The organism is Colwellia sp. BRX9-1, from assembly GCF_014077195.1.
Lineage (GTDB): Bacteria > Pseudomonadota > Gammaproteobacteria > Enterobacterales > Alteromonadaceae > Colwellia_A.
This window is the reverse complement of sequence record NZ_JACGVM010000005.1, coordinates 144567-166142: the sequence shown is the minus strand read 5'-3', so window position 1 is coordinate 166142 and position 21576 is coordinate 144567. Positions and strand designations below refer to the sequence as shown.

Below are 21576 nucleotides of genomic sequence, written 5' to 3'. Positions count from 1 at the left end.
CCCTTAACTCAAAAACGTAAACACTAGACTTGGAATATAAAATGACTTTAAAAAAAATAATCGCGTTCACCTTAACCTGTGCCATTAGTACACAAGCTTTCGCTCATTCTCGCTGGGTTTTACCAAGCCACTTTAATTTGTCTGCTGAACAAGGCGAATGGATAATGGTTGATATAACTGCATCAAATGAAACCTTTAATGTTGATAAAGCTATGGGGGCAGATTTAGTGAGAATTATTACCCCTAATGGCAAGCCATCAAGAGCGTCGTCAAGCTATAAAGGCCATAGAAAAAGTGTCATTGATTACTTCTTAAAAGATCCTGGGACCTATAAAATCACCAATAACAGTGAGGCTAGCTTTATCACCTCTTATACTATCGACGGCGAGCATAAAAGACTATCAGCTAATAAGACAGAACTAGCCGGCAAATTACCAACCGAAGCTACAGCGATCAAAACCACTTATCGTTATGCAAGAATAGAGAGTTATGTCACTTTAAATGCACCGAGTGATAACTTTAAAACCGAAGGTAAATTATTAGAATTGCTACCGGTTACTCATCCATCAGATATTGCTGAAAATGAAAAAGTGACTTTCAAATTTTTATTTAATGGTAAGGCACAAAAAGATGTTGCCGTAGAAATTACCGCCGACGGCGCACGTTACCGCAATAACCCGCAAACGTTAACTTTGCTCTCAAATGAAAAAGGTGAAATTACCTTCACACCGAACGCTGCAGGTCGATATTTATTAGTTGCTGAGCACAAAGAAGACACACCAAACTCTCCTTTGGCGGACCAGCAAATGGGCAGTGTATTTTTAACATTTGAAGCACAACTTAATTAAACTAAAGTAACGTCAATAATTGTTTTACACTTCGGGCACTAGCTCCTTGGTTTTGTGTTACCACGCGGTAAGCATTTTCTCCCAATGTTTGCTGCGTTTTTTCTGATAACAAAATATCAGCAATGATTTTACTTAGTTCATCAGTCATCTTCGCACTGTCTTGGTCAGTGAGCTGAACAATGCCTTTTTCAGCAACGAGTTGCTGCATAACCTCAACAAAATTACTCATATTAGGGCCAACGACAATCGGTTTTTTAAATAGCGCAGGTTCAAGGGGATTATGCCCACCGATATCCGAAAAACTGCCCCCCATAGTTACAACGCTAGCTAAAGCACACGTCGGTAACAGCTCCCCTAAACTATCGAGTAACCAAACTTGTTTATCACGAGTTACTTTTTCTTGAGTGCTGCGACGGGCAATATTATAACCTTGCGCTACACATAATGATGCGACATCATTAAAGCGCTCTGGATGGCGCGGTACAATAATGAGTAGTAATTGTGGCAAGCTTTTTAGTAATTCAGCAAACGCATTTAACGCAAGACTTTCATCCCCTTTATGAGTGCTAGCAACAACCCAGATTAATCGTTCGGTTACCACAAATTCAGCCAGCTCTTGCCGCTTATCTTTTATTGTTTGATTAACACTGATGTCAAACTTCACATTTCCAGAAACCTTGCAGCGAGCAGCATCGGCACCTAAGGCTAAAAAGTGCTCATAGTTCACTTGGCTTTGACATAACACTTTATCAAAACGGTTAATTGTCGGTGTGATTAACCAAGCTAGCTTGCGATAATTGTTCATCGATTTTTGTGATAAGCGGCCATTAATCAATAACAATTTTATTCCTTGATCTGCACTTTGCGCGATTAAGTTTGGCCACAACTCAGTTTCCATAAAAACCATCGCCTGTGGTTTCAATCTATTTAAAAATGCTGCCACACAAAAGGTACTATCTAGGGGTAAATAACAATGTTGAACACGTTCCCCAAACAATTTTTTAACTTGCTCTGAACCCGTTGGAGTAAAAGTAGTGACAGTGACAACACGATGAGGTTTTGTTTCTAGCAGTTGGCTGATAAAACTCTTTAGAGCAATAACTTCACCGACACTCGCCGCATGAACGATAATGCCACCCGCTTTAAATTCTCGAGGTAAAAACCCCAAACGTTCGCTGATTCGTTGTCGATAAGCTTTTTGTTTTACTGAGCGAAACTGAAGTAACAACCAAACGATCGGGAGTAAGCAAAGAAAAACAAGTCGATATAACATTAAAGATAATTGATAACGCACAGAAAAAACTCTTTAGTTGTTGATAAACGCAGTATAGCGACTTAAGCAAACAATAAAAATACCCAAAGCCGATGGAGTTTGTTATCGTCGTGATATTAAAGGAACTAAAATAGTAGTGCAGGAAAATGAGCAAATTTCATTTCATCAAGAACATATTCAACCATGGGTTCGCCATGGTCAGCATTATACTACTAGCGCCTTTATTATCCGCACAAGAATATGAAGAACCAACATATAATCAAGTAGATGTTAGCCAAGTAAATAAAAAAGATACGCCGCAAAAAGTAAAGTTTCTCGCTGACGACGATTTTGTCTTATCGGCTAATTATTATCTCGGAGACGCGCTTGGTGGCGGCGTATTATTACTCCATGACTGCTCCCACAGTAGCGAAAGCTATAATGTACTGGGTGAATTACTAGCCGAGCAAGGTCTTAATGCACTAGCCATTGACTTTAGAGGCTATGGCGCAAGCGAATCTGAAGGTTTTTCTCACCAAACGATAAAACACCAAGTAAAAGATATTGTTAGCTACCAAGCTGAAGTTGCCATGCTGACCTCGTATTGGGAAAAAGATGTTCTGGCGGCTTATAATTATTTGCGCAGTAAAATTGGCGAGCAACAACCTATCTCACTGGTTGCCAGCGGTTGCTCAGTCAATGAAGCGGTACGCTTAGCAGAAAAAATTCGCATTAATAGCTTTGTTATACTTTCGCCTATTATGGATCATATGGAAAAAGAGTATTATAAAAACTTAATTGATATTCCTGCTTATTTCGTCAGTTCAGCGCATCATGCCGATAGTTTTTTAACCGCCCAAGAGCTATTTTCATGGAATGGCGACCGTCACTCTACCAGCCAAATTTTTCAAGGCGTTGACCAAGGGCATAACTTATTACGCCGCAATAAGTACCTAGCAGTCAACCTGACTTCATGGCTAAACACCACTTTGAACTGATCAGTAAATACGCTTTATTTTTCAAAAACAGTATCTAGGATAATAGAAGAGTTTGTCCGTTCGACCCCTTCTAGCGAACAAACTATATTAAGAATTTCATTTAACTTTTTTAATGTTTGTGCCTGAATGGTCGCTAACAAATCATATTGACCGCTAATAGAGTAGATATGACTAATATTGTGTATTTTTCTTAACGCGATACAAATATTTCGCCTAAGATTAGGATTTACTTTTAGTGATACATTTGCCGAAATTAACTGATTACTATATTCACTACCTAAAACAATACTGTAGGCTTTTATCACACCACTATTTTCTAACTTAGTTAGACGATTTTGTATCGCCGTGCGAGATACGCCAGTCGCTCTAGCAATGTCAGAAACACTTGCTCGGGCGTTGCATCGTAAAATAGCGAGTAGCTCTTCATCTTTTTCTGTAATCATCATTTATACCCGTCAACCATTAATAAAACCAATTAGACACTAACAATAGTCATTTTGATAGTGTCACATGTCAATTTAACTAATCAAATAACCATAAAATTAACTAGTGTCACTTTTTTCAATCTTCGTCTAGGATAATAATACTATTATTATCCAAACCTATTAATAAGGAATTGTTGTGAACGACTCTTCAAACAACGCAAGTTTTTATGCACATTTAAATGATCAAATTGAGCAAGTTAAAGAAGACGGTTTATATAAAGCCGAACGTGTTATTACCACAGCACAACAACCGAACATTGCCGTAGCTAGTGGTGAAGCGGTAGTCAACTTTTGTGCTAACAATTACTTAGGTTTGGCCAATCATCCTGAGCTTATCGCTGCAGCAAAAGCAGGCTTAGACGAGCATGGTTTTGGTATGGCATCGGTACGATTTATTTGTGGTACCCAAGATATTCACAAAACACTAGAAGCAAAATTAAGTCAATTTTTAGGCATGGAAGATACTATCCTTTATTCTTCATGTTTTGATGCTAATGCCGGATTATTTGAAACCTTATTGGGCGCCGAAGATGCGATTATCAGTGACTCATTAAACCATGCTTCTATTATTGATGGTGTGCGTTTATGTAAAGCAAAACGTTACCGTTACGCTAACAATGACGCCAGCGATTTAGAGCAACAACTCATTGCAGCTGATGCCGCTGGTGCACGTTTTAAATTAATTGCTACCGATGGCGTATTTTCGATGGACGGCGTTATCGCTAACTTAAAAGCAGTGTGTGATTTAGCTGATAAATATAATGCTTTAGTGATGGTTGATGACTCGCACGCTGTCGGATTTGTCGGTGAAGAAGGCCGAGGTAGCCACGAATATTGTGATGTAATGGGCCGTGTTGATATTATAACAGGCACACTAGGTAAAGCTATGGGTGGCGCTTCAGGTGGTTACACCTCAGGTAAAAAAGAAACTATTGAATGGTTACGTCAACGTTCACGCCCTTACTTATTTTCTAATTCGTTAGCACCCGCTATTGTTAATGCGTCAATTACCGTGATTGATTTATTAGCTGAGGGTGGCAAATTACGTAAAACATTAAAAGATAATGCCCGTTACTTTCGCACGAATATGGAAGCTGCTGGTTTTACCTGTGCGGGCGCTGATCACGCGATTATCCCAGTGATGTTAGGCGACGCAAAAGTAGCCAGTGAAATGGCGAGCCGCTTATTAGCGGAAGGTATCTACGTGATTGGCTTTTCATTCCCAGTAGTCCCTAAAGGGCAAGCACGTATTCGAACTCAAATCTCAGCCGCTCATACCCAAGAGCAACTTGATAAAGCCATTTCTGCCTTTATTCGTATTGGCAAAGCAATGAACATTATTGGTTAAGGTTAGGATTAAAGGAAATACCATGAAAGCATTAGCAAAGTTAAAAGCCGAACCCGGCATTTGGATGACTGAGAGTGAAAAACCACAACTTGGTCATAATGATTTATTAATTAAAATTAAAAAAACCGCTATTTGTGGCACCGACATTCATATTTACAACTGGGACGAATGGGCACAAAAAACCATTCCCGTTCCTATGGTAGTCGGGCATGAGTATGCGGGCGAAGTGGTCGGTATTGGTCAAGAAGTCAAAGGCTTTGCTTTAGGTGACCGGGTGTCTGGCGAAGGACATATTACCTGTGGTCATTGCCGAAATTGTCGCGGTGGTCGTACACATTTATGCCGAAATACTGTCGGTGTCGGTGTTAACCGAGAAGGCTCATTTGCTGAATATTTAGTGATCCCTGCTTATAATGCGTTTAAATTACCCGATGAAATATCTGACGATTTAGCTGCGATATTCGACCCTTTTGGCAATGCTGTTCATACGGCTTTGTCTTTTGACTTGGTCGGTGAAGATGTACTTATTACTGGCGCAGGTCCTATTGGCATTATGGCAGCAGCCGTCGCTAAACATGTCGGTGCGCGCCATGTTGTTATTACTGACATTAATGAATATCGCTTAGATTTGGCCCGAAAAATGGGCGCCACTCGAGCGGTTAATGTCAGTAAAGAAAGTTTAACTGATGTGATGACCGAACTAGGGATGACTGAAGGCTTTGACGTTGGCATGGAAATGTCGGGCGTACCTATGGCCTTTAAAGCTATGTTAGAAAACATGAATAACGGCGGCAAAATCGCTATGCTCGGTATTCCTGGTCAAGATATGGCCATTGATTGGAGCCAAGTTATTTTTAAAGGCTTAACAATTAAAGGTATTTACGGTCGTGAAATGTTTGAGACTTGGTACAAAATGGCGAGCTTAATTCAGTCAGGTTTAGACTTATCACCGATTATTACTCATCATTTTGATATTGATGATTTTCAAAAAGGCTTTGATACCATGCGTTCAGGCCTTTCTGGTAAAGTTATCTTAAACTGGGAAAGTTAAACCTTTTGGTTTAATCAACTGACCTGTTAATGAAAATATAAAGCCAGCTAAAAAGCTGGCTTTTTTATTAACAATGCTGCTCTTGCTATCGGTAAGCAAGTTTAGAGATGAAATACCCCATCAATTCGTTATAATAAACATTATTTATTTTTCACCTCTTTTATAAGGCAATATTGTGACAACTCCCGGTAATTTATTTATTCTTTCCGCACCTAGCGGTGCAGGAAAATCTAGTTTAATTAAAGCCTTATTATCTCAAGAGTCGGCAAGACCGATGCAAGTGTCAGTTTCTCACACCACACGAGCACCTCGTCCGGGTGAAAATAACGCTGAACATTACCATTTTATTAATGTTGAGCAATTTCAAAAGCAGATTAAACAAAATGAGTTTTATGAGTATGCTGAAGTTTTTGGTAACTATTATGGCACCTCAGCATCTGCGATAGATAAACAACTTGCACAAGGTATTGATGTTTTTCTTGATATCGACTGGCAAGGCGCCAAGCAAGTACGGATAAAACAACCCAGTGTCACCACAATTTTTATTAGTCCGCCTTCAAAAGCAGAACTTGAAAACCGTTTAAAAAAGCGCGGACAAGATAGCGATGCCACCATTAAATCTCGTATGGCACAAGCAAAAGCAGAATGCTCGCACTACACTGAGTTTGACTACATTATTGTTAATAACGACTTTACTCAGGCGCTGAGCGACTTAACCACCATCGTTAATAACCAACGCCTAAAATGTCAGCAACAAGCGATAACGCATCAATTGATGTTCGATGAATTATTAAAAGACTAATATTTCTACTGTATTTTCACCTAGTATAGGTATATACCTTGCTTAATCGCCTGTAGCTCAGTAAACTACGGCACTATTTTATAAATTTTAAGTTGGAGTGACCAAATGGCTCGCGTAACTGTTGAAGGTGCTGTAGAAAAAGTAGGCAATCGTTTTGACTTGGTGTTAATCGCATCACGTCGTGCTCGTCAAATTGCCACAGGTGGTAAAGATCCTTTAGTTGACCCTGAAAATGACAAGCCTACCGTTATAGCTTTACGTGAAATTGAAGCCGGTTTAATCACTACTGAAGTAATGAACAATAGCGACCGTCATGAACAAGTTCAGCAAGACTCTGCAGAACTTGCTGCTGTTGCAGCCATTGTTGGTGGCGCTCAGCCACAGCTATAAAATCTTTTGTCGCCTTATAGCGACGAGATATAAACTAAACGCGTAATCATTGTTAATGATACGCGTTTTTTATTGTCAGTATTTAACGAATAACGTATTGTGTTATGCTGACTCAAAGCTTTGACTGGCGGTAATAAGACCGTTCAGCTTAATCATCAAGGATTCAATGCGTGTACCTTTTTGAACCATTAAAAGAACTTGTTTCAAGCTATCTTTCTAAAGTACAAATTGACTTATTAAAGCAAGCTTACCTTGTTGCGCGTGAAGCGCATGAAGGACAAATGCGTTCAAGCGGTGAGCCTTATATTACTCATCCGGTAGCCGTTGCTTTAAACCTAGCAAAAATGCACCTTGACCATGAAACCTTAATGGCGGCATTACTCCATGATGTTATTGAGGATACTCCGGTAACTAAAGACGAATTAGCCGAATTATTTGGCTATACCGTTGCTGAATTAGTTGAAGGTGTCAGTAAGCTTGATAAATTAAAGTTTGATAACAAAGAAGAGATGCAAGCGGAAAACTTCCGTAAAATGATACTTGCAATGGTGCAAGACATACGCGTAATTCTGATTAAACTTGCCGACCGCACACACAACATGCGCACGCTCGAATCTTTACGTCCAGATAAACGTCGACGTATTGCCCGTGAAACATTAGAAATTTACGCCCCCATTGCTAACCGTTTGGGTATTCACGATATTAAAAGTGAATTAGAAGTTTTAGGTTTTGAAGCCCTTTACCCGATGCGCGCACGTGCGTTAAAGTCAGCGGTAAAAAAAGCCCGTGGTAATCGCAAAGAAATTATTAATAACATTCAAGAAGAAATTGCGGCTCGTCTTAAAGAAAGTGGGATTGAAGCGCAAGTTATTGGCCGAGAAAAGCACCTTTATTCTATCTATCGTAAAATGCTCAATAAAGAATTAATGTTCAATGAAGTCATGGACATTTACGCTTTTCGTGTCATCGTAGAGAATAAGATCGATAATTGTTACCGAACACTTGGCGCTGTGCATAACTTATTCAAACCAATTGAAAGCCGCTTTAAAGATTATATCGCTATTCCCAAAACAAATGGTTATCAATCGCTGCATACTTCACTGATTGGTCCACATGGCATCCCTGTTGAAATTCAAATTCGTACACAAGATATGGATCAAATGGCAGACAAAGGGGTAGCCGCTCACTGGTTGTACAAACAAGACGGCGACAAGAGTGGCACCACAGCTCAAATGAAAGCTCGTCGTTGGATGCAAAGTTTATTAGAATTACAACAAAGTGCTGGTAGTTCATTTGAATTTATTGAGAACGTAAAGTCAGACTTATTTCCTGAAGAAATTTATGTCTTTACCCCAGACGGACGTATTATTGAATTGCCGATGGGCGCAACTGCTGTCGATTTTGCTTATGCTGTTCACACTGATGTTGGTAATTCATGTGTCGGGGTTAAGGTCGATCGTAAACCTTATCCACTAAGTCGAGCTATTGATTCAGGGCAAACCATTGAAGTTATAACTTCTTCTGCCGCTCGACCGAATGCCACTTGGTTAAACTTTGTTGTTACTGCTAAAGCACGCTTACAAATTCGTACTTATTTACGTTCACAAGAGCAAACAGAATCTTATGGTTTAGGACGACGTTTATTAAGTCATGCCTTAGGTAAAGTCCATATCGAAGACATTGACCAAGCAAAAATTGATCAGGTTGTTAAAGAGACCGGTAATACCAGTCTTGATGGCCTACTCGTCAATATTGGCTTAGGTAATGCGTTAAGCATAGGTATTGCTAGACGATTAACCGATGAATTTACTATAGATAGTGCAGAAAGTGGCTTCGCCGATCCAAACAGTAAAACCAAAATGCCAATCAAAGGCAGCGAAGGTATGTTGGTCAGTTACGGAAAATGTTGCCGTCCTATTCCAGGAGACGCTATATTAGCTTACTTGAGTCCTGGTAAAGGTTTAATGGTGCATCAACAAGGTTGTCGTAACATTAAAAACCATGAACAAGGTAGCTTATTTCCAGTAAAATGGGACAGTGATATTAACCGAGACTTCATTGCAAAATTACGTATTGAAATAATGAATCATCAAGGTGCACTCGCCGCATTGACCAATGTTATTGCTAAGTGTGAATCCAATGTTCATGCGCTAAATTCTGGTGAAAAAGACTCGGGACTATATGCGATTGACATGGAGATAACCTGTCGTGACCGCGTTCATTTAGCCGATATTATTCGAAAAATAAAAGTGATGATTGATGTTCAGCGTGTTGTGCGTAATAAGTAGTCAATCGTCTTTAACAAAATTACCATGTAGGAATTACTATGAAAACAATTATCAGTACAGATAACGCACCCAGTGCAATCGGCACATACAGCCAAGCGGTAAAAGTTAATAATACCGTTTACCTTTCAGGTCAGATCCCTCTTATTCCAGAGACGATGACTGTTGTTTCTGAAGACTTTACCGAGCAAACTAATCAGGTATTTAAGAACTTAGTTGCGGTATGTGAAGCCGCAGGCGGTAATATTAACGATATGGTGAAGGTAAACATTTTCATGATGGATCTCGCCAACTTTGCAACAGTAAACGAAGTAATGAGCCAATATTTTCAACAACCCTACCCAGCACGCGCTGCGGTACAAGTTTCTCGTTTACCCAAAGACGTATTAATTGAAATAGATGGCGTGATGGAATTACCTAACGTCGGCTAATTTTCGCTGTTAACTGTAAAGTATATTTTCCCTCCTTAAATTTAATGGTTGCACCTAACCGTTAAATTTAAGAGCAAATCGTCAAAAATATGTAAGCAATCTCGTATAAAAAATTTGTTTAGCGATTTTTAGATGATGAACCATAAAGTGTAGATGTGAAGTGTAATGACTCCTGAAAGATTAAAAAGAATAAACGCGATGCTCGATAAACGCCAACCAGATTTAACTGTTTGTATGGAAGGTGTTCATAAGTCACATAACCTTGCCGCAGTTGTTCGCACCGCCGATGCTGTTGGCGTTAGTGATGTACATGCCATCTGGAAAAGTGATGAAATGGAAGTACGTGGCGGCAGTGCTGCGGGTAGTCAAAACTGGATTGATGTGCACAACTACACGACAACTAAAGATGCTATTGATGAATTAAAAAAGCAAGGCATGCAAATATTGGTGACCAACCTTTCTGATAGCGCTGTAGATTTTCGTGAGATCGATTACACCAAACCAACGGCTATTATTTTAGGCCAAGAAAAGTTTGGTGCTTCAGATATTGCACTTGCAATGGCCGATCAAGATATTGTTATTCCTATGGTTGGCATGGTGCAATCGTTAAACGTTTCTGTCGCCTCTTCTGTGGTTTTGTATGAAGCGCAACGTCAGCGTCAATTAGCTGGAATGTATGACACTGCTCGAATTGATGATAATCGCCGTCAGCGTTTCTTATTTGAAGGTGGACATCCTATTTTTGCCGAGGCATGCAAACGTAAGGGATTACCTTATCCTGTGATTGATGAAGAGGGACAAATCATTGCCTCTGAATCATGGTGGGAACAGATGCAAATGACTCAAGCGGCTTGGAAAGCATTAGATAATTAATCGACAGCATTGCTGGAATTTTATAGCTAAGCCCTTAAATATGCCGTTTAGGTGATTTGACTATATGATAAAAGGACAATAACTTAGTGTCAAAAGGGCTAGCCAAACTCGCACAAATAGCCATCACCAGCTTAAAAGGTGTTGGTCCAAGCATGGCAGAAAAACTTGAAAAAGTTGGCTTGCGCTCACTACAAGATTTACTTTTTCATTTACCCAATCGTTATGAAGACCGGACTCGTGTTACCGCAATACGAGACTGTTTCCCTGGCGTTTTCACTAATATTATTGGTGAAATCACCGGTAGCCAAATCATTAATGGCAAGGGACGTATGTTACTGGTTACCGTTCAAGATGCTTCAGGAACCGTAAACTTACGTTTTTTTCGCTTTAGCGCTGCACAAAAAAATAGCTTAGCATTAGGGCTGAACATTCGCTGTTATGGTGAAATTAAACGTGGCGCTCGTGGTTTTGAAATAATTCATCCTGAGTATAAATCCCTTGATGAAGACCAAGCTTTAACCGAGGTAGAAGAAACACTAACCCCTGTTTACCCAACGACTGAAGGCTTACGACAAATAACTTTACGTAACTTAACCGAGCAAGCGTTAATTAGATTAGAACGAGGCCAAGTTGAAGAGTTATTACCTGAGGAGTTTAATTTGCAAAATTATTCTCTCGCGCAAGCTTTGGCGCTTATTCATCGTCCGCCCCCTGAAACTTCAGTAATACAGTTGGAAGAGGGTAAGCATCCAGCACAGTTACGATTAATAAAAGAAGAATTATTGGCGCATAATTTAAGTATGCTGAAATTACGCCAGTCTAGTGATGCTCATCGTTCAATATCTTTAATCGATGATAAAGTACTCAGTGATAAGTTTTTAGCCTCATTACCTTTTTCACCCACCAATGCTCAAGTAAGAGTGGTACAAGAAATTCGTCAGGACCTGATGAAAACTCAGCCAATGATGCGCTTAGTACAAGGTGATGTGGGTTCAGGAAAAACCTTAGTTGCGGCACTTGCGGCACTCACTGCTATCAGTAAAGGCTTTCAGGTTGCCTTAATGGCGCCAACAGAAATATTAGCAGAACAACATGCCCTTAATTTTAAAAACTGGTTTGAACCGCTTGATATCAGCGTCGGCTGGCTAGCTGGAAAAACGAAGGCAAAAGCAAGACGTAGCGCACTAGAGCATATCGAAAATGGTAGTATGCAGATGATTGTCGGTACCCATGCTTTATTTCAAGATAAAGTTATCTTTCATAATTTAACACTGATTATTATTGATGAACAACATCGCTTTGGTGTACATCAGCGTTTATCACTGCGCGAGAAAGGCGCTTTTGAGGGTAATTATCCGCATCAATTGATTATGACAGCAACTCCGATCCCTCGCACGTTAGCCATGACTGCCTATGCCGATTTAGACACCTCTATTATTGATGAACTTCCCCCAGGAAGAACCCCGATAAATACCATCGCCTTACCTGACACACGCCGTGAAGATGTAGTTGAACGCATTCGAAAAGGCTGTGTAAAAGACAATCGACAAGCTTATTGGGTGTGTACATTAATTGAAGAGTCTGAAGTATTACAATGCCAAGCAGCAGAAGATACGGCGGTGTATTTACAAGAGCAACTAACAGAATTAAAAATTGGTTTGATACACGGAAGAATGAAAGCCGCTGAAAAACAGTCAGTAATGGAAACGTTTAAAAAAGGCGAACTAGACTTATTGGTGGCGACAACCGTTATTGAGGTCGGTGTTGATGTCCCCAATTCCAGCTTAATGGTCATTGAAAACCCTGAACGGTTAGGCTTGGCGCAACTCCATCAGCTACGTGGTCGTGTAGGAAGAGGGACAGTCGCTTCACATTGTGTCTTAATGTATAAAAGCCCACTATCTAAAACCGCAACCAAACGCTTAGCGGTATTACGTGAAAGTAATGACGGCTTTGTTATCGCACAAAAAGACTTAGAAATACGAGGTCCAGGTGAATTTTTAGGTACCAAGCAAACGGGTCTCGCCGATCTAAAAATAGCAGACTTGCTCAGAGATGCGCATTTAATTCCAGAAGTACAGCAACATGCTTATCTTATTTGGAAAAAACACCCACAAAATGCCCAAGCGATTATTCAGCGTTGGATGGGCGATCGCGAATACTTTACCAATGCTTAAGCTGCTTTATATAGAAATAAAACAACTAAGCAAAAACGAAAAGCCTAAATTACTTTCTTATTATTCTCAATAAACACAAGCTCAAAAACAAACCAAAGCTTATTGCTCCTCCACCTGAGGTTTTCACTTTTGCTGGTGGTATAACAACAACAGCAGGTGCTTTACTAACCGTGATGCTCTTGGTCGTTTTAACGCTAAGGCCTGTGCTATCCATTACCGTTAATTCAACACTATAGGTACCAGCCTGAGTAAAAGTGTGACTAGGGTTTTGTATGTTACTGGTACTATTATCATCAAAATTCCAAGCATAATTATATTGTGAATCGCCCCCTACTGGCATTGAAGTAAAGGTCACCACTAAATCATTAGCTGAATGAGAAAATGAAACGCTTAAATCGGACGCTTCCGAGGAGCTTGAAAGTGTTACGGTTGCCGAAGTACTATCAGAGCTTTGCAAGTCGACCTTCATGCTAAAGTCGAGTTTGGGTAGGATAACACCAGACTCAGGTTGACTTGGCGAAGAGTAATCATTGGAATCGCTAAAAAAACTCTTTGCAACATTATGCACATCACCGTTAAAAGGTTGTTGGTCGTATAAACTAAATGCAGCGTCGTGTATCTGATATGCCGAATTTCTGTTACTGCCATTAGACGCTTTTACTAAGTTTTGATCCGCATCAACCACACCGATAAATAACTGGCCAGCATGCTCGTCTACCTTATTATCAGCAATATTTTCATTACGATACCAAAGTAAAACGCCCGCATCATAGCCGATATTTTTTAAGCGACTATCAACACTGGTATGACTGCGTAATTGAACATAATAGTAATGGGGTAAACCGGCAATTTTATCAGCTAAACGGCTAAACCCGGAAAGTGTAGCTTGATTTTCTTCTTCGCCATCGATAGCAAAGATCTCACTCGCACCATTGAATACTTTTATTTCATCTGCGACAAAGCCATAACCACCTTCCGCTTGATCGGTAACATAATTAATTTTAATGACAACACTTTGTCCAGCAAAACTAGCAAGATCAAAGGTTAAATCAGTCCATTTTAAATCACCTTCTGCATTGGCAATATCGGCTGAATTTCCGCTGATATATTCACCTATGCTTGGGTAATACGGATTGCTATTTTGGCTGTGATTTCCCTTAATTACGGTGTCGTTTACTAATACCTGCAGGTAATCATAGTCTTGTTCTATTTCCCAGCGTGCCTTCATCGACAATGTCGGGGTACCTGCTGGCAAGTCGACTGAGAACGACATACTGTTTTCCAACATATCACCCTTATCAGAATAAAATTGATATTCTCCCGCGTAAGCTGCTGGAAAATCTAATACAGATGGCGGTAAGTTCACCTTAATCTGGTTAACCGCAGTATGATCAACGGTACTAACCAAGGAGATACTCTCATTGTTTAATGTCGCAAAATCAACTTGCCGTTGAGTTATCCAGTTGCCTTGATAACGCTCCTGTAGATAATCACGGGCCAGAGGACTAAAAGCAGACGGGCGAGTTCCTGCTGGAGAACCCAGCCAAGTACCAGAAGCCATAACTGACCACTCTGAAACAGGCGCCCCAATATCACTACTATCGATATCATATTCGTCAAGTAAACCTAAATCATGACCAAATTCATGGACAACAACGCCGGGAGCCGCATCAATCGGATTAATAGTATAACCAAACGCTTTTATATCAGAACCGGGGATAGTAGCTGGTTGATCACCCGTATCATTGAGCACAAAACTTCGATGTGACCAAATAGCATCTTCGGCTAAATTGCCACCACCGGCTTCCTCACCGATACTCGCATGGAAAAGCATAATATGATCAATAATACCGTCAGGTTCATTAACATTTCCGTCTCCGTCAAAATCAAATAAATCAGTTTTGTCGTAAGGGGATAAATCTAAGCCATTAGCAACAAGTTGTGTAACTGCTTCAACAACAAGCGCCTTAACATTTTGATCATTTTCGGTTTCTTCGTCGTTGCTACCATAATAACTGGCATTATTTTCTGCAGTCACCCACCCCTTAACTTGGCCGGTAAAAAAGAATTTCTGACCAGACTCATGTTGATAATATTGATAAGCCGATTCAATATTTTGTCCTGATGGACCATCAAATCCACTCGCAGAAAATAAAAGCTCATTATAATGAGCAGGCGAATAATTCGCATAAAACATATCGGTATCATTCGCTGATAAACCATTATCGTTATGCTTTAAATCATTAAAATCGATCAGTATCGCTAAAACATTAACCGTGGTTTCAACGTCAGTATCTGCCGTTTCTTGTAATAAATAATGGGCTATTTGCGTTTTTTTCAACTGACTATTGAAGCCCATCTTTTTACGGCGTTCTCCACTACTAAAACGTTCAGCGGCTACCACTTTTTTTGATAAGGCCTGAGGCAAAACTTTAGGTTGAAATGATTTTTTTATCAGATAGTTAGACAGTGCTTGTTTTTTTTGTTGGTCAGTGGCGTTTATTGACAATTCGCCTCTTTTTTCTAACCAATAGAGAATACGCTCTTTGTTAATAACACCAGCATCTGCTGGTGCACTTTTTGAAAAACGTTTTATATCATCAATATTTTCTGCTCGTAAAGGCAGCTGACTTATCAAGACCAACAAAGCTAATAGATAGGGTATCTTCATGAGTTTTCCTTGTGTAACTTGTTATTTAGCACAGTTTTTCAAAGCCGCGTTTTTCTTACGAATATAGTTATTAACTGCATGATCTATTTCTTCATTAGATAATGAGCCATCAATTTTACCATTGGCAATTAACCGCTCTTTTAACTTTTGCGTGTTCTTAAGTGGTGGTATCGTTGACTGATGACAAACAATTTTTTTTATAATAACTTGTTCGCTGCTATTTTTAGCGGTTAGTGGTGCTGATGTTTGCTGACACCCCAGTAATAAAGTCATCACGACCCCTAAATAAAATTTCATAACATCGCCGTATATAACAATAATAATAACCATAATACAGCATATTAATTAGTGGATAAAGTTTAACCAGCACAGTCCATTTAATAAAAAACACCACCACTTGATTTCAAGTGTTAATAATTGCTAAAAAATACGGTAAACTGTCAGTAATTTTAGTGATAAGTGAATGTTAGATGGCCGCTCAACAAGATAATCATCAAGAAAATGAATCAAATTCTTCAAGTGACAACACCACACATTTTGGCTTTCAAACGGTAGATAAAAACGAGAAAGAGTCAAAGGTTGCCAGTGTATTTCACTCTGTCGCCGCGCAATATGATGTAATGAATGACCTAATGTCTTTTGGTATTCATCGCCTTTGGAAACGCTTCACCATAGATGCTAGTGGCGTACGTCCTGGTAACAAAGTACTAGATTTAGCCGGTGGTACTGGCGATTTAACCGCAAAATTTTCACAGCTGGTTGGTCGTGAAGGCAAGGTTATTCTTGCTGATATTAATAGCTCTATGCTCAATGTTGGTCGAGATAAGTTACGTGACAAAGGTTTAGTACAAAATATTGAATACGTACAAGCCAATGCACAATACTTACCCTTTGAAGACAATACCTTTGATATTGTCACCATAGCTTTTGGTTTACGTAACGTTACGGACAAAGATATGGCGCTAAGGTCTATTTACCGCGTATTAAAACCCGGTGGTCGTTTATTGGTGCTAGAGTTTTCAAAACCAGAACATCAGTTAATCAGTAAGGCTTACGACTTTTATTCTTTTAATATTCTTCCTAAAATGGGCGAATTAGTGGCTAAAGATGGTGATAGCTATCAATATTTAGCCGAGTCTATTCGCATGCACCCTGATCAAGAAACATTAAAAGAAATGATGGATTCGGCGGGTTTTGAACAGACAAGTTTCAAAAACCTTACCGGTGGTGTTGTTGCTCTGCACAAAGGGTATAAATTTTAATCGTGACAAACTTCAGTAGTCAGTTAATGTTTCAACAAACGCTTTGTTCAACCGTAGAGTTTGCCTTTAATCAAGCACTCGCAATCAATGTTAAGGGTGCCAGTGTTTTGCAGACCTTAGAAGAAAAAACATTAACCATTTTATTAACTGAGTTAGGTTTTCCGCTAAGTTTCTCTATTAATAACAACAAAGTGTTAGTGACTGGCCTAACTGAACGTAGCGACTGTACAATAAATACGAGTATAAAAACTTTACGTGAACTAAAGAAAGAGCAACAAATTACGGAGTTAATCAAGCAAGAGAAACTCGATGTTCAAGGTGACATTAAAGTTGCTCAACAGTTTGCTAATATTGCCCAATCATTAGAAGTTGATTGGCAAAGCGAAATTGCTCAACATATTGGTGATATTCCTACTTATAAGTTGTCGCAGTTAGGTAAGCGCTGGGCGAAAAAAATTAATTTTGCCACACAACAGATACAAGCCGACGCCAGCGAATGGCTAGTGCATGAAAAACGCTTAGTGGTTACAGCCAGTCAACTCGGTAGTTTTAGTGAACAGGTTACTGAAATAACTAAGCAAACAAATACAGTAGCGGAACGTATTCAGCGACTTGCTGAAAAATTAACTCCCTTAACTTAATTCTCAAGGAACATTGTGAGCAGTTTACGACTTTATCGCATCATCAAAACACTTCTTCAATTTGGTCTTGATGAACTGATCCCAAGCCATATGATACCTTGGTATGCAAAATTCATTCGCTTTACGTTATTCTGGCTACGTAATAAACACCAAGATAAGCCTTCAGCCTTGCGACTTCGCCTAGCGATTGAATCTTTAGGTCCGGTGTTTGTAAAGTTTGGCCAGATGTTGTCAACCCGTCGTGACTTACTTCCTGAAGATTTTGCCAACGAACTGGCATTGCTGCAAGATCAAGTACCTGCTTTTGATGGTGAATTAGCCAAAGCTATTGTTTTAGAAGCCATAGGTGAAGAAACATTTAATCAGCATTTTAGTGATTTTAATAGTAAACCTCTTGCTTCGGCGTCAATTGCCCAAGTGCATACAGCCACCTTGCTGCAAGACGGACAACCTTTTGAAGTAGTCCTTAAAGTTTTACGTCCCAACATTACTGAGACAATTTTAGCTGACGTAAAAGTCATGTCGCTATTTGCGGGTGTTGTCGCTAAATTTTTACCTGATGGTAAACGACTACGCCCAAAAGAGGTCGTTAATGAATACCGAAAAACGATTGTTGACGAACTAGATCTCAACCGTGAAGCCGCGAATGCAACCTTATTAAAGCACAATTTTTCCCAGGGTAATGCCAGCGATAGCGTATTATATGTACCCAAGGTTTATAGTGATTTTAGCCATGAAAACGTAATGGTTATGGAACGTATTTATGGTATTGGCGTTGGAGAGATAGCGACACTTCAAGGGCTTGGTGTAGACATGAAATTACTTGCTGAACGTGGGGTTGAAGTGTTTTTTACCCAAGTATTTCGTGACAGCTTTTTTCATGCTGATATGCATCCAGGCAATGTTTTTGTCGATGCAACAAACCCTGCCGATCCAACATGGATAGCGATAGATTTTGGTATCTGTGGTACGTTAAACCGTGAAGATAAACGCTACTTGGCCGAAAATTTTGTCGCGTTTTTTAATAGAGATTATCGGAAAGTTGCCGAGCTTCATGTCGACTCTGGCTGGGTACCAAGCGAGACCAGTGTTGATGAGTTTGAATTTGCTATTCGCACTGTTTGCGAACCGATATTCAACAAACCCTTATCAGAAATATCTTTTGGGCAAGTGCTGGTAAGCCTTTTTAACACCGCCAGACGATTCAATATGGAAGTGCAACCACAATTAGTTTTATTACAGAAAACCTTACTCTATATCGAAGGCTTAGGCCGACAACTATACCCACAACTCGACTTATGGCAAACAGCTAAACCTTTCCTAGAGAATTGGGTAAAACAGCAAATGGGTGTTAAAGCCGTATTTAAAAAGATAAAAGAAAATCTGCCTTTTTGGAATGAAAAACTGCCTGAAATGCCAGACCTGCTTTATGATTATTTAAAAACGACCCAAGTAACCCGTCAAAAGCAAATGCACTTATTCACTGAATTAAAAACGCAGCAACACAAAAATCATAAAGTTATTATTGGTACTTTGCTTTTTAGTACCTTATGTATTTGTGCAGCCATTATATTTCACTAATACCTGCTTCAACTGTCTGAGTAGATATCAGTAATGAGGTTATCTAACATTAATCTAAGCTGAGATAATTACTTCAGGAGATATCCGTTTGAGGACTAAATCTAAGTTGACGTTATCGGCTTGAGACGAAATAAATTTTTTGAGACGACAAACATTATTATTTTGTGCCTATTTGAGGTCTTAACTACTAGTGTTCTAAAGGCCGCTAACCGACAATATAATTGCTAACATAACTACCTTTAACGACGACTAATGCCAAAACCTACCTGTTTTGGCCTTAATTAACCCTAAAAACAGTCCTTTTTACCACCATTGCTGCCAGTCAATTTGAATTATTAACGATCACTCTGTGCGCTTAGCGGAAGCTACAACATCGTTATAGCTAAGGTACGCTTTAAACCTCAAAGCCGACAGTGTAATTCAATTTTTGGATGTTAACAGTGAAAGCTAAAGCACCATTAGTACGCCTAAATTAAATTTTACCACTTGTTTTATGCTAATTAATTGGTATGAAAATAGACGCTTTATTATTTGAAATCAAGATTTTGGGCTTGTAGTAATACCAACGAATGACATATCAAGCTAACTGATTGAAAGTCAGCTGCTAGGTGGAAGCAATGTGAGATTTTAACTGGCTTGTCTCGTTGTTGATGTGACGAATGATAATTAGCAATAATGAACTTTAGTTAACTAGATAACTGAAATGGCTGTTTTAGGAGGTTTGAACTTGATAATTTATCTGTAGTTTTTTGTGTCAGACTCTTTTACAGTCAAGGTATGTCGCGAGGCTTTATTTTATTTATCCAATTGAAATAATTAGATATTAATTAATTGGTGTGATTTATGCATAGATATGTGTAAGTGATGTCGTTTCACTTTTAGGATTTTTTCCAAAACTGTTTAAAAGGAATATCAATATGAAAAATAAATCTTTAAGTAGCTTCATTGCTGGCGGAATAGTCGCGGTTAGCTGTTTAGTTACTGTCGCAAATGCAGGAATCATTTCGGATTATTCAAAACTCGTGGCAGACAATGATTGGAATGTTGTGTATCAGGGCGGCTATGGAAGTTCTTTTGATTATGCAGGCGTATTAGGAAGCATAGCACCTGGGAGCACGGTTGCGTTGGCTTCTTCTAGTTTTTCAAGCAGTCTGACTTACGACTTATTTGCATTTACTTCTACTACAGTTCTTAATACAATCACGTCTCAAAACACTACACTATTTGCTGATGACGCATATTGGTACAGAAATTCGTCATCTCTCGGGTTCGCAGACACGTCGTCGATATCACAGAATTCAGCGGACACAGTGTGTCGCTCTGATTCCGCATGTGGTGACTTGAGGATTTCGTGGCATGCCGGAAACAACGGAGACAGTGTGAATGGAGGTTGGCGTTCAGGCCTGAACACAAATTTAAACAGTAATAACGTTTGGCAGCGGTACGTGTTAGTTCGTAATAACAATCAAGTTGACGTTCCCGAACCATCAACACTAGCTATTTTTGCATTAGGAATTATTGGTTTAGCATCACGTCGATTTAAGAAACAATCTTAAGCCAGTTTTTTAAAACTTGATTCTAGAAAACATCAATTGTCATGATTGGTGTTTTTTTTGTTTCTGGTGATTGGTAAACCAAGTTATTTCATCATAAAACCATCACCATAGGATCCTTTATTATGCCATATGAACAGAGACTTCTGACGATTGCCACTAAAGCATTAGCACTATTTGAGCCTAATTCTTGATTTTAACCACAAGATAATCACTGTCGAGTGTCTGCAATGGTGGCTAAGCGGACTATTTATGGTGATTAATTCACGGCTAAATTAGGTCAGTAATGTGGCATTAGTTAGCGTAAATAGGTGAAGTACCAAAGGCAGCAATGAACTTGAAGTGGACGTTATAATTTATGCGTTACTCGCTTTCATAAAGCGCGTAAGTTATTTTTACAAGCCAGTAAAATAATGAATAGGAAAACTACCAACAATAAATTATATCTGTTGAGCTGTTTTAATTTTAGATGACCTTATTGCATGTCTAACATTTCAACTTATATTCTGACCAATGTAAAGTATTACCTAACAAAACGACACTGCCAGAAACAATCAAGATTGCTGTACTCAAAATACCCGTCATAATGATACATTCCGCTATACCGCCATCGTCACAATCTCCTAGCTCCCCCATTTGAGTGGATTTTAAAGTTAGTTTTTTTGTCACCATATCGCAGTCATAATAGTAAGGCTGGTCAGGTGAAGAAGAGGGAACGAACGCACATGAACTGATGGAAATTCCCATAAAAAAACTCAACAGTACTTTCTTTAAACTCATCAACTGCAATATCCATATAATTAATTTTTCATTAAAAGTGAGACCAATAAGAGGTTTATTGCCTTTTATTGAGCTAAAGGTCGAACTTTGTGTAAATTAATTATAATAAAATACAAAACATTAACTGTTCAGCTTTTGTATTTCATTT

The 21576-nt window shown here is 39.2% G+C and carries 18 protein-coding genes; 14 read left to right on the top strand and 4 right to left on the bottom strand.

Going from position 1 to position 21576, the window contains the following annotated elements:
• Window positions 1-41 precede the first annotated feature (41 nt).
• Window positions 42-848 (top strand): DUF4198 domain-containing protein, encoded by an 807-nt coding sequence (locus H4J76_RS07315; protein WP_182230333.1) that lies wholly within the window; start codon window positions 42-44, stop codon window positions 846-848.
• Window position 849: 1 nt separating this feature from the next.
• Here H4J76_RS07315 and waaA read toward each other — a convergent pair whose 3' ends face one another.
• Window positions 850-2142, bottom strand: coding sequence for a lipid IV(A) 3-deoxy-D-manno-octulosonic acid transferase (waaA, locus tag H4J76_RS07310; RefSeq protein WP_182230332.1), 1293 nt, complete (start codon window positions 2140-2142; stop codon window positions 850-852).
• Between the two features lie 173 nt (window positions 2143-2315).
• On the opposite strand from waaA, the gene H4J76_RS07305 reads away from it, so the two are divergent.
• Window positions 2316-3098, top strand: coding sequence for a hypothetical protein (locus tag H4J76_RS07305; RefSeq protein WP_182230331.1), 783 nt, complete (start codon window positions 2316-2318; stop codon window positions 3096-3098).
• Between the two features lie 14 nt (window positions 3099-3112).
• On the opposite strand, the gene H4J76_RS07300 is transcribed toward H4J76_RS07305, so the two are convergent.
• A complete protein-coding gene (locus H4J76_RS07300) occupies window positions 3113-3544 on the bottom strand; it encodes an Lrp/AsnC family transcriptional regulator (protein ID WP_404842490.1) in 432 nt (143 codons plus the stop codon).
• Window positions 3545-3719: 175 nt separating this feature from the next.
• On the opposite strand from H4J76_RS07300, the gene H4J76_RS07295 reads away from it, so the two are divergent.
• The 8 genes from H4J76_RS07295 to recG all read left to right on the top strand — a co-directional run bounded on the left by H4J76_RS07295 (window position 3720) and on the right by recG (window position 12940).
• Window positions 3720-4931, top strand: a complete 1212-nt coding sequence (locus tag H4J76_RS07295) for a glycine C-acetyltransferase (RefSeq protein ID WP_070375405.1) — start codon at window positions 3720-3722, stop codon at window positions 4929-4931.
• 22 nt (window positions 4932-4953) lie between these two features.
• Entirely contained in the window at window positions 4954-5982 is a 1029-nt protein-coding gene (gene tdh, locus H4J76_RS07290; protein ID WP_070375404.1) for an L-threonine 3-dehydrogenase, read from the top strand.
• 175 nt (window positions 5983-6157) lie between these two features.
• Window positions 6158-6784 carry a guanylate kinase gene (gmk, locus tag H4J76_RS07285; RefSeq protein WP_182175052.1) on the top strand — a complete coding sequence of 209 codons (627 nt, stop codon included), beginning with the start codon at window positions 6158-6160 and terminating at the stop codon, window positions 6782-6784.
• Between the two features lie 105 nt (window positions 6785-6889).
• A complete protein-coding gene (gene rpoZ, locus H4J76_RS07280) occupies window positions 6890-7174 on the top strand; it encodes a DNA-directed RNA polymerase subunit omega (protein WP_070375402.1) in 285 nt (94 codons plus the stop codon).
• 170 nt (window positions 7175-7344) lie between these two features.
• A complete protein-coding gene (gene spoT / locus H4J76_RS07275; protein ID WP_070375401.1) occupies window positions 7345-9462 on the top strand; it encodes a bifunctional GTP diphosphokinase/guanosine-3',5'-bis pyrophosphate 3'-pyrophosphohydrolase in 2118 nt (705 codons plus the stop codon).
• Window positions 9463-9500: 38 nt separating this feature from the next.
• Window positions 9501-9890: a RidA family protein gene (locus tag H4J76_RS07270; protein WP_070375400.1), complete on the top strand. Its 390-nt coding sequence runs from the start codon at window positions 9501-9503 to the stop codon at window positions 9888-9890.
• A 165-nt stretch (window positions 9891-10055) separates the two neighbouring features.
• A complete protein-coding gene (gene trmH, locus H4J76_RS07265) occupies window positions 10056-10763 on the top strand; it encodes a tRNA (guanosine(18)-2'-O)-methyltransferase TrmH (RefSeq protein WP_182221356.1) in 708 nt (235 codons plus the stop codon).
• A gap of 86 nt (window positions 10764-10849) precedes the next feature.
• Entirely contained in the window at window positions 10850-12940 is a 2091-nt protein-coding gene (recG, locus tag H4J76_RS07260) for an ATP-dependent DNA helicase RecG (protein WP_182230330.1), read from the top strand.
• 49 nt (window positions 12941-12989) lie between these two features.
• On the opposite strand, the gene H4J76_RS07255 is transcribed toward recG, so the two are convergent.
• Together H4J76_RS07255 and H4J76_RS07250 are read right to left on the bottom strand one after the other, a co-directional pair.
• Complete coding sequence (locus H4J76_RS07255; RefSeq protein ID WP_182230329.1) at window positions 12990-15611, bottom strand: immune inhibitor A domain-containing protein; 2622 nt, start codon at window positions 15609-15611, stop codon at window positions 12990-12992.
• Between the two features lie 21 nt (window positions 15612-15632).
• A complete protein-coding gene (locus H4J76_RS07250; RefSeq protein WP_182230328.1) occupies window positions 15633-15908 on the bottom strand; it encodes a hypothetical protein in 276 nt (91 codons plus the stop codon).
• A gap of 173 nt (window positions 15909-16081) precedes the next feature.
• On the opposite strand from H4J76_RS07250, the gene ubiE reads away from it, so the two are divergent.
• From ubiE to H4J76_RS19880, 4 genes are all read left to right on the top strand, one after another.
• On the top strand, window positions 16082-16873 hold the full coding sequence (ubiE, locus tag H4J76_RS07245; protein ID WP_182221359.1) for a bifunctional demethylmenaquinone methyltransferase/2-methoxy-6-polyprenyl-1,4-benzoquinol methylase UbiE: 792 nt from the start codon (window positions 16082-16084) through the stop codon (window positions 16871-16873).
• Between the two features lie 2 nt (window positions 16874-16875).
• Window positions 16876-17514 carry an SCP2 domain-containing protein gene (locus H4J76_RS07240; protein WP_182230327.1) on the top strand — a complete coding sequence of 213 codons (639 nt, stop codon included), beginning with the start codon at window positions 16876-16878 and terminating at the stop codon, window positions 17512-17514.
• 15 nt (window positions 17515-17529) lie between these two features.
• Window positions 17530-19095: a ubiquinone biosynthesis regulatory protein kinase UbiB gene (gene ubiB, locus H4J76_RS07235; RefSeq protein WP_182230326.1), complete on the top strand. Its 1566-nt coding sequence runs from the start codon at window positions 17530-17532 to the stop codon at window positions 19093-19095.
• 917 nt (window positions 19096-20012) lie between these two features.
• Window positions 20013-20651 (top strand): PEP-CTERM sorting domain-containing protein, encoded by a 639-nt coding sequence (locus H4J76_RS19880; protein ID WP_259364640.1) that lies wholly within the window; start codon window positions 20013-20015, stop codon window positions 20649-20651.
• Window positions 20652-21576 lie beyond the last annotated feature (925 nt).